Source organism: Micromonospora alfalfae (assembly GCF_022230925.1).
In the GTDB taxonomy this organism is placed as follows: domain Bacteria; phylum Actinomycetota; class Actinomycetes; order Mycobacteriales; family Micromonosporaceae; genus Micromonospora; species Micromonospora alfalfae.
In genome coordinates this window covers 93913-107539 of record NZ_JAKKFH010000027.1, presented here as the reverse complement: position 1 = coordinate 107539, position 13627 = coordinate 93913, and the positions used below count along the sequence as shown (strand labels likewise).

General features: G+C 74.6%; 13 protein-coding genes. 3 read left to right on the top strand and 10 right to left on the bottom strand.

The genetic code is table 11. The annotated features are described in order from the left end of the window. The first annotated feature begins 66 nt into the window (after window positions 1–66). From MED01_RS23215 to MED01_RS23205, 3 genes are read left to right on the top strand one after another with little or no spacing between them, the layout of a single operon-like run. Entirely contained in the window at window positions 67–591 is a 525-nt protein-coding gene (locus MED01_RS23215; protein WP_238670675.1) for a PadR family transcriptional regulator, read from the top strand. Then, window positions 588–1268 (top strand): ABC transporter ATP-binding protein, encoded by a 681-nt coding sequence (locus MED01_RS23210; protein ID WP_238670674.1) that lies wholly within the window; start codon window positions 588–590, stop codon window positions 1266–1268. Before MED01_RS23215 ends, MED01_RS23210 begins: the two co-directional genes overlap by 4 nt. After that, window positions 1265–3418 carry an FtsX-like permease family protein gene (locus MED01_RS23205; RefSeq protein ID WP_238670673.1) on the top strand — a complete coding sequence of 718 codons (2154 nt, stop codon included), beginning with the start codon at window positions 1265–1267 and terminating at the stop codon, window positions 3416–3418. The genes MED01_RS23210 and MED01_RS23205 overlap by 4 nt, the downstream gene beginning before the upstream one ends. 3 nt (window positions 3419–3421) lie before the next feature. Here the strand turns inward: MED01_RS23205 and cobA are convergent, their stop codons facing one another. From cobA to cobO, 10 genes are read right to left on the bottom strand one after another with little or no spacing between them, the layout of a single operon-like run. Further along, the gene (gene cobA, locus MED01_RS23200; RefSeq protein ID WP_238670672.1) at window positions 3422–5086 is read right to left on the bottom strand and encodes a uroporphyrinogen-III C-methyltransferase; all 1665 of its coding nucleotides are present in this window, start codon (window positions 5084–5086) and stop codon (window positions 3422–3424) included. Then, complete coding sequence (locus MED01_RS23195; protein WP_238670671.1) at window positions 5083–5679, bottom strand: precorrin-8X methylmutase; 597 nt, start codon at window positions 5677–5679, stop codon at window positions 5083–5085. Before MED01_RS23195 ends, cobA begins: the two co-directional genes overlap by 4 nt. Further along, window positions 5676–5873 (bottom strand): DUF362 domain-containing protein, encoded by a 198-nt coding sequence (locus MED01_RS23190; protein ID WP_238670670.1) that lies wholly within the window; start codon window positions 5871–5873, stop codon window positions 5676–5678. The genes MED01_RS23195 and MED01_RS23190 overlap by 4 nt, the downstream gene beginning before the upstream one ends. Further along, window positions 5861–7588 (bottom strand): precorrin-3B C(17)-methyltransferase, encoded by a 1728-nt coding sequence (gene cobJ, locus MED01_RS23185; RefSeq protein WP_238670669.1) that lies wholly within the window; start codon window positions 7586–7588, stop codon window positions 5861–5863. Before cobJ ends, MED01_RS23190 begins: the two co-directional genes overlap by 13 nt. Then, complete coding sequence (cbiE, locus tag MED01_RS23180; protein ID WP_308193542.1) at window positions 7585–8886, bottom strand: precorrin-6y C5,15-methyltransferase (decarboxylating) subunit CbiE; 1302 nt, start codon at window positions 8884–8886, stop codon at window positions 7585–7587. Before cbiE ends, cobJ begins: the two co-directional genes overlap by 4 nt. Beyond that, a complete protein-coding gene (locus tag MED01_RS23175) occupies window positions 8883–10034 on the bottom strand; it encodes a cobalt-precorrin-5B (C(1))-methyltransferase (protein WP_238670668.1) in 1152 nt (383 codons plus the stop codon). The genes cbiE and MED01_RS23175 overlap by 4 nt, the downstream gene beginning before the upstream one ends. Next, window positions 10031–10876, bottom strand: coding sequence for a precorrin-4 C(11)-methyltransferase (gene cobM / locus MED01_RS23170; protein ID WP_238670667.1), 846 nt, complete (start codon window positions 10874–10876; stop codon window positions 10031–10033). The genes MED01_RS23175 and cobM overlap by 4 nt, the downstream gene beginning before the upstream one ends. Beyond that, on the bottom strand, window positions 10873–11652 hold the full coding sequence (gene cobI, locus MED01_RS23165; RefSeq protein ID WP_238670666.1) for a precorrin-2 C(20)-methyltransferase: 780 nt from the start codon (window positions 11650–11652) through the stop codon (window positions 10873–10875). Before cobI ends, cobM begins: the two co-directional genes overlap by 4 nt. Further along, window positions 11649–13010 (bottom strand): cobyrinic acid a,c-diamide synthase CobB, encoded by a 1362-nt coding sequence (locus tag MED01_RS23160; RefSeq protein WP_238670665.1) that lies wholly within the window; start codon window positions 13008–13010, stop codon window positions 11649–11651. The genes cobI and MED01_RS23160 overlap by 4 nt, the downstream gene beginning before the upstream one ends. After that, on the bottom strand, window positions 13007–13618 hold the full coding sequence (cobO, locus tag MED01_RS23155) for a cob(I)yrinic acid a,c-diamide adenosyltransferase (RefSeq protein ID WP_238670664.1): 612 nt from the start codon (window positions 13616–13618) through the stop codon (window positions 13007–13009). The genes MED01_RS23160 and cobO overlap by 4 nt, the downstream gene beginning before the upstream one ends. Window positions 13619–13627 lie beyond the last annotated feature (9 nt).

Here is a 13627-nt window from a genome sequence, read left to right as displayed (position 1 = left end):
CAGGCGTTCCCCACGAACACACCGAGGGTATATACGCGAGGTATACCCTCGGTGTAGTCTGCTGGCATGAGCGTGCCACTGACCCTTCTCGGACTCCTCGAACGCGAGCCCAGCCACGGCTACGACCTGAAGCGTGACTACGACTCCTTCTTCGGCCGGGGCAAGCCACTGCCCTTCGGCCAGGTCTACTCCACCCTCAGCCGACTGGCCCGCGACGGCAAGGTGGTGATCAGCGACGTCGCCCCCGGCTCCGGCCCCGACCGCAAGCGCTACATCATCACCGACGTCGGCGCGACCGAGGTCGAGCAGTGGCTGACCCAACCGGTCGACCCGGAACCGCACCTGCAGACGGTGCTCTTCGCCAAGGTCGTGCTCGCGCTGATGCTGGACCGCCCGGCCGCCGAATACCTCGACACCCAGCGCAGCGCCCACCTGCACCGGATGCGTGAGCTGACCGAGATCAAGCGCGCCGGCAGCCTTGTCGACGCGCTGCTCGCCGACCACGGCCTCTACCACCTGGAGGCGGACCTCCGGTGGATCGAGATGACCGGCGCCCGACTGGACGCCCTGCGGAAAGAGGTGCGGCGGTGAGCGTCGTGATCGAAGCGCGTGACGTGGAGTTCTCCTTCGGCCAGACCCCCGCCCTGCGCGGCGCCAGCCTCGCCGTGGACGCGGGCGAGATCGTCGCCGTCATGGGCCCCAGCGGCTCAGGCAAGTCCACCCTGCTGCACTGCCTGGCCGGCATCCTGGTGCCCGACTCCGGCGAGATCCTCTTCGACGGGACCAAGGTGCACGCCATGGCCGAGACCGAACGCAGCAGCCTGCGCCGGGACCGGTTCGGTTTCGTGTTCCAGTTCGGTCAACTCGTCCCCGAGCTGACCGCTGTGGAGAACGTCGCGCTGCCGCTGCTGCTCAGCGGCGTACACCGCAAACAGGCACTACCCAGGGCGCAAGCCTGGTTCATGCGCCTCGGGCTGGACGGCCTGGAGCAGCGGCGCTCGGGTGAGCTCTCCGGCGGGCAGGCGCAACGCGTCGCCCTGGCCCGCGGCCTGGTCGCCGAGCCGCAGGTGCTCTTCGCCGACGAGCCGACCGGCGCGCTCGACTCGCTCACCGGCGAGCAGGTGATGGATCTGCTGGTCGGCGCCGCCCGCGAGCAGGGCACCACTGTCATCCTGGTCACCCACGAGCCGAGGATCGCGGCGTACGCCGACCGCGAGGTCATGGTCCGCGACGGGCGCGTGAACGCGCCGGACCGGATCGCCTCGTGATCCGCTTCGGGCTGCGCCTCGCCGTGGCCGGTGGGCGCGAGGCGCTCACCCGCCTGATCGTCATAGCCGCCGCCGTCGCCATCGGCAGCGGGCTGCTGCTCACCACCCTGGCCGGGGTCAACGCCGTCAACGCCCAGCTCACCCGGTACGCGTCGATGTATCCCAACGCCTCGGCCGGCGACGCCGACTCGCTGTGGTGGTCGACCCGTCAGGACTACTTCCGCGGCAAGCAGATCATCCGCATCGACGTCGCCGCGACCGGCCCGACGTCACCGACCCCGGTCGGCGTCCCCACCGTCCCCGGCTCCGGGGAGTTCTACGCCTCCCCCGCGTTCCGCGATCTGCTGGCCGCCCACCCGGCCGCCGAACTGGGCGACCGCTACCCTGGGCGTAGCCTCGGCACGGTGGGTCCGGCCGCGCTGACCTCGCCGGACACCCTGCTCATCATCGTGGGCGGCACCCCCGATCAGGTCGCCGCTCTGCCCGCTGCCAAGCAGGTCACCAGCGTCGGCGACACCCCCGCCCTCCCCGAGACCACTGTGGACCTCATCCTGGGCGTGATTGCCGGTGGGCTGCTGTTCCCGGTGCTGATCTTCATCGGCACCGCCACCCGGCTCAGCGCCGCCCGCCGGGAGCAACGCTTCGCCGCGATGCGCCTGGTCGGCGCGACCCCCCGGCAGATCTCGATGGTCGCCGCGGTGGAGGCAGCCGCCGCGGCCGTTGCCGGCACCGCCGTCGGCTTCGGCCTGTTCTACGCCTTCCGCGACCCGCTAGCGGGCATCCCGTTCACCGGCATGCCGTTCTTCCCCAGTGACATGTCCCTGGGCGTGCTGAACATCCTGCTGGTGGCGCTCGGCGTCCCGGCCGGCGCGGCGCTGGCCGCCGAGATCTCGCTGCGCCGGGTCCGGATCTCGCCGCTGGGCGTCACCCGGCGGGTCACCCCCCGGGCGCCGCGCGCGTACCGGCTGATCCCGATGGTGCTCGGCGTCGCCGTGCTGTTCTTCGCCATCGGCTTCCGGCCCGAGACGTCCGACGGCCAAGCGGCGGTGTTCCTGCCCGGCCTGCTGCTCATCATGGCCGGCCTGATCGTCGCCGGCCCGTGGCTGACGATGGTCGGCGCCCGGGTGATGGCCCGGTACGCCAACCGCCCCGCCACGCTCATCGCCGCGCGACGCCTCGCCGACAACCCGAAGGCCGGCTTCCGGGCGATCAGCGGCATCATGCTCGCGCTCTTCGTCACGAGCGTGTCCGTCGGCGTGATCACCACGATCATCGCCAACCGTGGCCCGGCGCCCACCGGTTCGACCGACGCGGGCACTGTGACCACGGTCTTCGACGAGCAGACGGCGTCGGTGCCCGACACGCTCTTCGCCGCGCTGCGGGCGATCCCCGGAGTGCGCTCTGCGACCGCCATCCGCGAGAACCCGGTGGTGACCGAATCCGGCGAGGGCGGGGTGATCGCGTGCACCGACCTTCCGAGCGCGTACGGCCGGTGCGCCGACGGCGCGAGCGTCATCGAGGTGCCGTTCGGCCTCAGCCGCTGGCGGGAGTCGGCGTCGCCCGCGACGGTCTGGCCCGCCGCGTCGCTCACCATCGACGAACTCCAACGGCTACCCGTCGGGGCGATGGTCGTCGGCACCGACGGCTCCGCCGCCGCCGTCGAGCGCACCCGTACCGTGCTGGAGGTCGCCTTCCCCACCTTCTGGGTGGGGCCGAACGTGCCGGGTGACTTCGAGTCGGACTTCGCGAACACGCTGCGCGGCTGGGAGCAACTGGCCAACGTCATCATCATCGCCAGCCTCGCGCTCGGCGGGTGCAGCCTCGCGGTCAGCGTCATCGGCGGCCTCACCGAACGTCGACGCCCGTTCAGCCTGCTGCGGCTCAGCGGCGCTCCGGTGCGGGTGCTGCGTCGGGTGGTGGCGTTGGAGAGCGCCGTACCGATGCTCGCCGTCGCCGCCGTCGCCATCGGGATGGGTCTGCTCGCCGCGCACCTGTTCCTGCGGGCGCAGATGCACTACACCCTCGTCGCGCCGCAGCCGGGCTACTACGTGATCGTCGTCGTCGGGTTGGCAGCCTGCCTCGGCGTCATCGCCTCCACCCTGCCGCTGCTGGAACGCGTCACCGGGCCGGAGACCGCCCGCAGCGAGTAGTCGTCATCTCGTCGGCCCGGTGGTGCTGAGAGCGACCACCGGGCCGAGGACGAAGACGGCAGGCGGGCCGACGCCCTCCCGGGCGGCGACTGCGCCGATCTCGTCCAGCCGCGCGGGCAGGGACCGCTGATCGGGCAGCCCAGCGTCCTGCACGGCCAGCACCGGCGTCTCCGGAGCGCGACCGTGCTCGATCAGCACAGCCGCGATCTTGGCGATGGTGTCGACGGCCATCAACAGCACGACAGTGCCCCGGGTGCGAGCCAGCGCCGCCCAGTCGACAAGCGAGTCCGGGTGCCCGGGCGGCAGATGCCCGGACACGACAGTGACGTCGTGCGCCACGCCCCGGTGCGTCACCGGCACGCCGGCGAGGGCCGGTGCGGCGAGCGCGCTGCTCACCCCGGGCACCACGGTCACCGGCACACCGGCCGCCGCGCAGGCCTGCACCTCCTCGTGGCCGCGCCCGAAGACGTACGGGTCACCACCCTTGAGCCGGACCACCCGACGACCGGCGCGGGCGTGCGACACCAGGGCCTCGTTGATCGTCTCCTGGGCCATCGACGGGCCACGGGGCACCTTCGCGGCGTCGACCACCAGCACGTCGGGGCGCAGCCCGGCGAGCAGCCCCTGCGGGGCGAGTCGGTCGACCACAACGACGTCCGCCGCGTCGAGCAGCGCCTTGCCGCGTACCGTGATCAGGTCGTCGGGCCCCGGCCCGCCACCGACCACGGCGACCGAGCCGTGGTCGTGCCCGTGGTCGTGGTGGTGGTGCCCGTGGTGGTGGTGATGGCCGACCGGGTCGTCGGGGTGGTCGTGCGGGCGTTGCGGACGACCCACCTTGTCCGCGAAGCCGGGCATCAGCACCCGGTACGCGCAGGTGTCGCAGTTCATCCGGATGTCCCCGCCCAGCGCCTCGGCGTACCGCTCCGAGACGAGGTCGGCAAGGGCGTCACAGTCACCGATCACCTCGGCGACCCGGACGTCCAGGTCGGGGTGGGCGGCGGCGAACTCCGCCGACTGGGCGACGATCCGGTCCGGTAGCACCCCGGCGAACAGGAAGTACGGCGCCACCACGATCCGCCGCGCGCCGAGGCGGCGCAGCCGCTCCAGCACGGCCGGCACCGACGGCTGCGCCAGGGAGATGAACCCCGGTTCCACGCCCGCGTAGCCGCGTCCCTCCCAGAGCAGCCGGGCGACCTTGGCGACCTCGGCGTTGGCGTCCGGGTCGGTGGACCCCCGCCCGATCAACGCCACCCACGTGTCGGCCCGGTCGGCGCCCGCCAGCTCCGTATCGGCCCGGTCGGCACCGGCCAGCGCCGCGTCGACGCGCTCTTCGAGGGCGGTGTGCAGCAGCGGGTGGGGGCCGAGCGGACGGCCGTAGCGGTAGCTCAGCCCGGGATGGCGCTGCTGCTCCCGGGCCATCGCGGCGGGGATGTCGCCCTTGCCGTGACCGGCGCCGGTGAGCACCAGCGGCAGCGCCACCAGCGCCCGGTGCCCCCGGGCGACGAGAGCGCCGACCGCGTCGGTCAGCGGTGGGCGGGACAGCTCGATGAAGCCGCCCTCGACGTCGCCGATGTCACCGCGACCGCGGACCCGCTCGACGAGAGCGGCGAACTGTTCGACCCCGGCCGCGCTGCGCGTACCGTGCCCGACGATGACCAACCCGGTCATGACTTCTCCTCGACGTAGAGCAGGGCGTTGAGGGCGGCTGCGGCGACCGCCGAGCCGCCCTTCTCCCCCACGTTGGACACGGCGGGCAGGCCACTGGCCCGCAGCGCCGCCTTCGACTCGGCGGCGCCCACGAAGCCGACCGGCAGGCCGACCACGAGCGCCGGTGCGGCGTCCAGGGCGAGCAGTTCGACAAGCGCGGTGGGCGCGCAGCCGACCACCCAGACCGCTGCGGGCCCGACCCGCTCCAGTGCGATCCGCACGGCCGCCGCCGAGCGGGTGATCCCGGCCGAGCGGCCCAGCGCGGCGGCGGCCGGCTCGGCGACCGGGCAGACCAGTTCCAGGCCGGCCCGGGTGATGCCGGCCGCGACCATCGCCACGTCGGTGACCACTGGCGCCCCGGCGCGCAGCGCCGTCAGCCCCGCCTCCAGGGCGGCCTCGTCGCAGACCAGTTCGTCGACGTACGCGAGGTCGGCGCTGGCGTGCACCACCCGCTCGGTCACCGCGCGGGTCAGCGGCGGCAGGTGCGACAGGTCGACGCGCTCGCGCAGGATGCGGTACGACTCGGCCTCGATGGGGTGCACGACCCGGCTCATCGGGCTCCTTCACAGGGGTCGGGCTCGACGACGCGGATAGCGTCGACCGGGCAGATCTCCAGGCACTCCAGGCAGCCGGTGCACCGGTCGGATCGGACCGTCAGGCCACCGGCGACCGGTCGGATCGCGTGGGTGGGGCAGGTGAGCAGGCAGGCGCCGCAGCCCTGGCAGGCGTCGATCGTCACGAACGCCACCGGTACCCCCGGGGTGTGACCATCCGGCCGGCGACCAGCCGCGTGTCGCTGCTGCCGACGACCACGACGCTGTACATGTCGACGATGGCCGGGTCGAGTGTGGCCACTGTGGCGAGGTGCACCCGTTCGCCGGGGCGGCTGGCGTTGCGCACCACGCCCACCGGGGTTTCCGGTGACCGGTGCGCGGCGAGGATGCCGAGCGCCTTGCCGAGCTGCCAGTCGCGGGCCCGGCTGCGCGGGTTGTAGAAGAGCGTCACGAAGTCGCCCTCGGCGGCGGCGGTCACCCGCCGCTCGATGACGTCCCACGGGGTGTGCAGATCGGACAGGCTCACGTAGGCGTGGTCGTGGCCGAGCGGCGCGCCGAGCAGCGCCCCGGCGGCGAGGGCGGCGGTGACGCCGGGCACGCCGACCACGTCGATCCGCTCGTCGGCGTATTCCAGGGCGGGGCTAGCCATTGCGTACACCCCGGCGTCGCCGGAGCCGATCAGCGCGACCGCCCGGCCGGCGGCGGCCTCGGCGACGGCGGCACGGGCCCGCGCCTCCTCTGCGCCCAACCCGCTGGAGAGCACCCGGGTGCCGGGGCGGAGCACGTCGCGGACCTGCTCCAGGTACTGGTCGAGGCCGACCACCACGGCGGCGCGACGTAGCTCGGCCACCGCGCGGGGGGTGCGCAGGTCGGCGGCGCCCGGCCCGAGGCCGACGACGGCCAGCCGGCCGCGTGGGGCGTGCCGGGCCACCGCGACGGTGGCCATCGCCGTCGCGGTCTTGCCCACCAGCAGCGTCGCGTCGTCGGCCCGGCCGTCCGGGCCGAGCAGGGCCGCGGCCTCCGCCACGCTCGGTGTGCCGACAGCGGCCCGGACCACCTCGCTGGGGTGCGGCACGTCGACCGCCGCCAGCCGCGTCGCCGGCCAGGTCACCAGGGGTACGCCGAGCGCGTCGACGGTGCTGCGGATGCCCGCCTCGTCGGCTTTGATGTCGGCGGTGGCCAGGCAGCGCAGGCTCGCCGGGTCGAGGCCGGCCTCGGCCAGCACCCGGTGCAGCAGCTCCGCCACCTCGGCGGCGGGTACGCCCCGACTCGCGCCAACGCCGACGACCAGCGACGGCGGCCGCAGCACTGCGGTTCGCTCGTCGGGTGACACGACCCGGTCGGTGACCAGCAGCCGGTACCCGTCGTCGGTCGGGTGTTCGTCGGCGGCGCGCACGTTCGGGGGTAGAGCGGGCAGTGGCCAGTCGGCGTCGGCGATCAGCTGGACCGGCTCGCCGTCCAGGATGGCCCGCGACACGGCGGCTACCGCGCCCTGGACGGGCCAGCCGAGGGTGTCCAGCCCCGGCAGGTCGACAGCGTCGGTGGCGGTGGTGATCACCGGTCGGGCGTCCAGCAGGGCGGCGACCTGCTCGGCGAGGGCGTTGCCCCCGCCGGCGTGTCCGCCGAGCAGTGCCACTGCGTGCCGGGCCGCCTCGTCGACGACCACCACCGCAGGGTCGGTGCGCTTGTCGTCGAGCAGCGGCGCGACGATCCGCACCACCGCCCCGGTGGCCAGGAACGCGATGACGGCGTCGCATTCGGCCCAGGCGGTTCGCAGCGCGTCGGCGACGCTCTGCCCTTGGACCAGCCGGGCGTGTGGCCAGGCGGCGGTCACTGTGTCGGCGTGTCGGCGGCCGGCGGCGGTGGCCGCCACCAGGCCGATCCGGGCGGGTGGGTTCTGGTCGGTCACTGGCGCTCCCCGGTGAGGACGACCACCGGGTTGGTGGCCGCGAGGCGGATCGACCCGCCGGGCAGGTCGGCGAGGCGGGCGGCGGAGAGCTGGCTGCCCTCGACCGTGTAGCCGGCGGCGCGCAGCAGACCCACTGCCGGTGCGACCCGGTCCAGTGCGGCGAGGGTGAGCACCACCCGCTCGGGTTGGCGGGCCACCACGGCGGTGAGGACGTCGACACCGCCACCGCCGACGAAGACCGCGTCGGGCTCGGGGAGGTCGGTCAGCGCCGCCGGGGCACGTCCGGTGACCAGCCGGACGTGCACTGCGTGCGCGGCGGCGTTGGCGCTGATGGTGGCACCGGCGTCGGTGTCCTGCTCGACGGCGAGCACGGCCGCGCCGAGCAGCGCGCACTCGATGCCGACCGAGCCGCTGCCCGCCCCGATGTCCCAGATCAGCCGGCCGAGTCGGGGGCGCAGCCGGGCGACGACGAGGGCGCGCACCTCCGACTTTGTGATCATGGAGTCGCGGTGGGCGTACCGGTCCTCCGGCAGCGCCCAGCCACCGGTCGGCGCGGCGGCGGGCTGGTTGTCGGCGCGCATCCCGCCGCCCGCGCCCCGCTCGGATGGGGTGTCGGCGGGCGTGGTGGGCGGGGCGTCGGCGGGCGCGGACCCGTCGGGTGCGCTGTCGGCGAGGCTGAGCAGGACGTGCGGGTCGGCCCACGTCTCGACGGCGGCCTGCTCGGGGCTCACCGCGCGGATCCGTTCGGCGGCGGTGCCCAGGTGCTCGGCGACCAGCAGGCGGCGGGACCAGCCGATCAGGGCGGCGCCCAGTTCGGCCGCACCGGCGCCGGGAGCGGTGAGCACCGCGACCAGTGGCAGCGCCCGGCAGGCGTTCACTGCGGCTCGGGGGTCGCGCCCGTGGGCGCTGACCACTGCGGCACCGTCCCAGGGCAGCCCGGCGCGGGCGAACGCGGCGGCCACACTGGACACCGCCGGTACCACCCGCAGCGGCAGCCCGGCCGCGCGCAGCCGCCGGACGATGCCGAACAGGCCGGGGTCGCCGCTGGCCAGCACCACTGCCGGCACCCCGGCGTCGACGGCCTCGGCGAGGCGGCGCAGGGCGGGGGCGAGCGGCCCGAGGGTGACGGTGTCCGCCCCGACCGGTACGGGCACCACGGCCAGGTGCCGGGCGGCCCCGACCAGCAGCCCGGCGGTGGCCAGCGCCGGGGCGAGCGCGGGGTGCGGCGGTGCGCCCGCCGCGTCCAGGCCGACCACTGTCACGGCGGTCATCGGGGGTTCCGGCGTCATCAGCGTCATCGGGGCCACCGGCCGGACGAGGCGACGACGTGCGCTCCGGCGAAGTCGACCATCGCCACGTCCACTGTCACAGTTGGTCCGGCGAAGCGCCGCAGCACCTGGCGGACCCGCTGGCAGAGCAGGTCGCCGGCAGGGGCGAGCAGCCCGGCGGCCTCCCACAGCTCGTACGCGTGCCGCCCGGTGTTCGCCTCGGTCACGGCGGCGACGAGCGACGGGTCGCCGCCGGCCTCGGCGGTCACCGCGCCGAGCAGGGACAGGTCCACCTTCGAGCGGGTGTAGTGGGTCATCAGGATGCCGGCGGCGAGTTTGGCGAGCTTGCCGGCCATGCCGACGAAGACCACCCCGGTCATGGCGTCACCCACGGCGGCGGTCACCGCGGCCCCGGTGAAGTCGCCGACCTCGACGAAGCAGACCTCGGGCAGGTCGGGCAGGAGCGCGCGGGCGGCCCGCTCGGTACGCCCGCCGGTGCAGAGCACCACCGTCGGTTCGCCCTGGGCGGCCATCACGTGCACGGCCTGGACGACGCTGGCGCGCCACGACGCGGTGGAGAACGGGCGGACGATCCCGGTGGTGCCGAGGATCGAGATGCCGCCGAGGATGCCGAGCCGACGGTTGGTGGTCTTGCGGGCCATGATCTCGCCCCGGGGCACGCTGATCACCACCCGGACTCCGACCTCGCTGAGGTCGACCACCTCGGCCACCGCCTCGCCGATCATCCGGCGGGGGGTGTCGTTGATCGCCGGACCGCCGACCGCCAGCCCGAGGCCGGGCTTGGTGACAGTGCCGACGCCGGCGCCACCGGCCAGCCGCAGGCCGGGCACGTCGGTCCAGTCCACGGTGGCGGTCAGCTCGGCGCCGTGGGTGACGTCAGGGTCGTCCCCGGCGTCCTTGACCACCACCGCCTCGGCCCGGACCGGTGGGGTGCCGGTCACCTCGCAGCGCTCCACCGGGAAACGCACCCGGCGTCCGGCGGGCAGGCCGATCTCCACCTCCTGCTGGCTGGTGCCGGTGACCAGCGCGGTGAGGGCGGCCTTGGCCGCCGCCGTCGCGCACGCGCCGGTGGTCCAGCCGGTGCGCAGTGCTGTGGGCCGGACCTTCGCGGTACGCGGCAGGTCCGGCTCGCGCAGCGGCGGCTCGGCGTACGTCATGGTGTCTGCCCCGGTGTGGCTGTCCCCCCGGTGCGGGCGCCGGCCTGGCGGCGCAGCTCGGCGCGGGCGGCCGGCTCGGCCCGCCGGAAGGTGTGGAAGTGCCCCGGGTGGTAGAGGTGCGAGCGGGTGCCCTCGGCGGCGAGGGCCGGCCCGACCAGGAAGAGGGTGTGCTTCCACAGCTTGTGCTGCTTGACAGTCGCCTCCAGGGTGCCGACCGTGCAGCGCACCACGAGTTCGTCGGGCCAGGTCGCCTGGTAGGCCACCACGGCCGGGGTGTCCTCCGGGTAGCCGCCGGCCAGCAGTTCGGCTTGCACCTGCCCGGAGCGGGCGGCGGAGAGGAACAGCGCCATGGTGGTGCCGTGCCGGGCGAAGTCGCGGACCCGCTCGCCGGGCGGCATCGGGGTCTTGCCGCCTTCGAGGCGGGTGAGGATGACCGACTGGGCCACCTCGGGCACTGTCAGCTCCCGTCCGACGATCGCCGCGACGGCGGTGAACGACGACACCCCGGGCACGATCTCGACGGCCAGGCCGAGCGCCCGGCACACGTCCAGCTGCTCCTGTACCGCGCCCCACAGCGCCGGGTCGCCGGAGTGGATCCGGGCCACTGTCAGCCCCTGTTCGGCGGCGCGCTGGTAGAGCGGCAGCACCCCCTCGATGGGCAGCTGCGACGAGTCGACGATCTCCGCGCCGGGGCGGGCGTGGTCGAGCACGTCGGCGTGCACCAGGCTGGCCGCCCAGATCACGATGTCCGCCTCGGCGATGACCCGGGCGGCCCGCAGGGTCAGCAGGTCCGCCGCCCCCGGGCCGGCTCCGACGAACCACACAGTGCCGTCGCTGGTCACAGCTTTCCTCCTCGGTGCTCGCGGCGGGCCGGAACCAGCAGCGTCGACAGGTACGGCAGGTCGTGCTCGGTGTCGTCGACCGGTCCGACGTGTTCACCGGGCAGCCCCAGGCTGCGTCCGAGCACGGCGTCGGCGAGGCGGCCCTGCCGGCGCAGCTCGGCGAGCAGTTCCGGGTGCCGCCGCCAGCCCTTGTAGGCGACGACGGTGCCCGGCCCGGCGAGGGCGTCGGCGAAGAGCCCCAGGCCCGCGGTGGCCGGCAGCAGAGTGAGCGGTTCACGTCCCTCACAGAGCGGGGTGCCGCTGCGGGCCGCCAGCTCCTGCATGGCGGTGACGCCGGGCACTGTCGCCACCCGCACCGCCGGGCGCAGCGCGCGGACGCTCTGGGCCAGGTAACCGAAGGTGGAGTAGACGTTGGGGTCGCCGATGGTGGCGAACGCGAGGGACAGTGCGCCCGCGTCGATCGCCTCGACCACCACCCGGGCGGCGTCATCCCAGGCCGCCGTCCGGCGCGCGGTGACCCCGCCCCGGTCGTCCAGCGCGAACGGCAGCCGGCGCAGCCGGTCCGCCGCGACGTGGGAGCGCACTGTCGCCTCGGCCCGCCCGGCGTCCGCGCCGGGCGGCGTCGGACCGGCGGTCGCGAAGGGCGCGACCCGGTCGGCCATCACGGGTACGAAGACCAGGTCGGCCTCGCGCAGCAGCCGCACCGCCTTGACGGTGAGCAGTTCCGGGTCGCCGGGGCCGACGCCGACCCCGGTGAGCGTGACGTCGGCGCTCATCGACACGCCTCGACGAGCCGGCGGGCCGCGTCCGGGTGGCCCGCCCAGTGGGTGTGCAGGTAGGACGCGTGCACCCGACCGGCGACGAAGCCGTGCCGGGTGTCGTTCCAGCGCCACGCCGGCGCGTCGCCGTGCCCCGGGTCGGTGGTGGTGCGGTGGAACTCGTGACCGCGTACCGGCTCGCCAGCGCGCGCCACCGGGGAGTCGGTGACGGCCACCGCCTCCCGGTAGCCGAGGGTGAGCCGGTCGGTCATCCGGGCGGTCAGGTCCAGTCGACCGCACATCGGTACGCCGTCCAGGGACCGCCCGAGGTAGAGCAGCCCGGCGCACTCGGCCACCATCGGCCCGTCGAAGTCGGCCAGCTCGGCGCGGAGCGCGGTGTTGTCGGCCAGCGTCCGGGCGTACGCCTCGGGGAAGCCGCCGCCGATCACCACCGCCCGGGTGCCGGTGGGCAGCGCCGGGTCACGCAGCGGATCGACTGTGATGACCTCCGCGCCGGCCGCGGTGAGCAGTTCGGCGGTCTCCGCGTACGAGAAGGTGAAGGCCGGACCACCGGCGAGGGCGATCCGGGGCCGCTCGACGCCGGCCGGACCACCGACGGCGGCGACCGGGTCCCACGCCGGGGTGGTCAGCGGCGGGGCGGTCCGGGCCAGGTCGAGCACGGCGTCGAGGTCCACTGTGGCCTCGACCAGTTCGGCGAGCGCGGTGACGATCGCCACTGATTCGGGTGCCCGCTCGGCGACCGGCACCAGTCCGAGGTGCCGGGCCGGCGCGGCCACCTCGGCGGCGCGGGTCACCGCCCCGAGCACCGGTACGTCCACCTCGGCGAGGGCGTCGCGCAGCAGCGACTCGTGCCGGGGTGAGCCGACCCGGTTGAGGATCACCCCGCCGATCCGTACCGCCCTGTCGAACGCGGCCATGCCGAGGGTGAGCGCGGCGGCCGAGCGGCCCTGCGCCGTGGTGTCCAGCACCAGCAGCACGGGCGCCTCGATCAGCCGGGCGACGTGTGCGGTGGAGGCGTAGTCGCGGCGGCCCACGGCACCGTCGTGCAGGCCCATGACGCCCTCGACCACGGCGATGTCGGCGGGCGTGGGGACGCTCGCGCCGTGTCGCAGCAGGGGCGCGATCCGGTCGGCCCCGACCAGGAACGGGTCGAGGTTGCGCCCGGGTCGTCCGGCGGCGAGGGCGTGGTAGCCGGGGTCGATGTAGTCCGGCCCGACCTTGTGCGGGCTGACCGTCAGGCCCCGTCGGCGCAGCGCGGCGAGCAGCCCGGTGGCCACAGTGGTCTTGCCGTGGCCGCTGGCCGGGGCGGCGACCACCAGCCGGGGCAGCGACAACGGTTCGGTGGGGGCGGTCACCACTCGATGCCCTTCTGGCCCTTCTGGCCGGCGTCCATCGGGTGCTTGACCTTGGTCAGCTCGGCGACCAGGTCGGCGGCGGCGACCAGGCGCGGGTCGGCGTCCCGACCGGTGATCACGACGTGTTGGAAGCCGGGGCGGTCGGCCAGGGTGGCGACCACCTCGTCGACGTCCACCCAGCCCCACTTCATCGGGTAGGTGAACTCGTCCAGCACGTACAGCCCGTATCGCTCGGCGGCCAGGTCACGCTGGATCTGCCGCCACCCTTCCAGGGCGTCGGCGGCGTGGTCGGCGTCGCTGCCGCGCTGGATCCAGGACCAGCCCTCGCCCATCTTGTGCCAGGCCACCGGCGCGCCCTGGCCGGTGCGCTCGTGCACCTCGCCGAGCGCCCGGAAGGCGTTCTCCTCCCCCACCCGCCACTTGGCGCTCTTGACGAACTGGAACACCCCGACCGGCAACCCGGCGGTCCAGGCCCGCAACGCCAGCCCGAAGGCCGCCGTCGACTTCCCCTTCATCTGTCCGGTATGGACGATCAGCAGTGGCCGGTGCCGCCGCTGCCGGGTCGTCAACCCGTCAACAGGCACCGAACTCGGCTGTCCCTGCGGCATCAGCCCGTC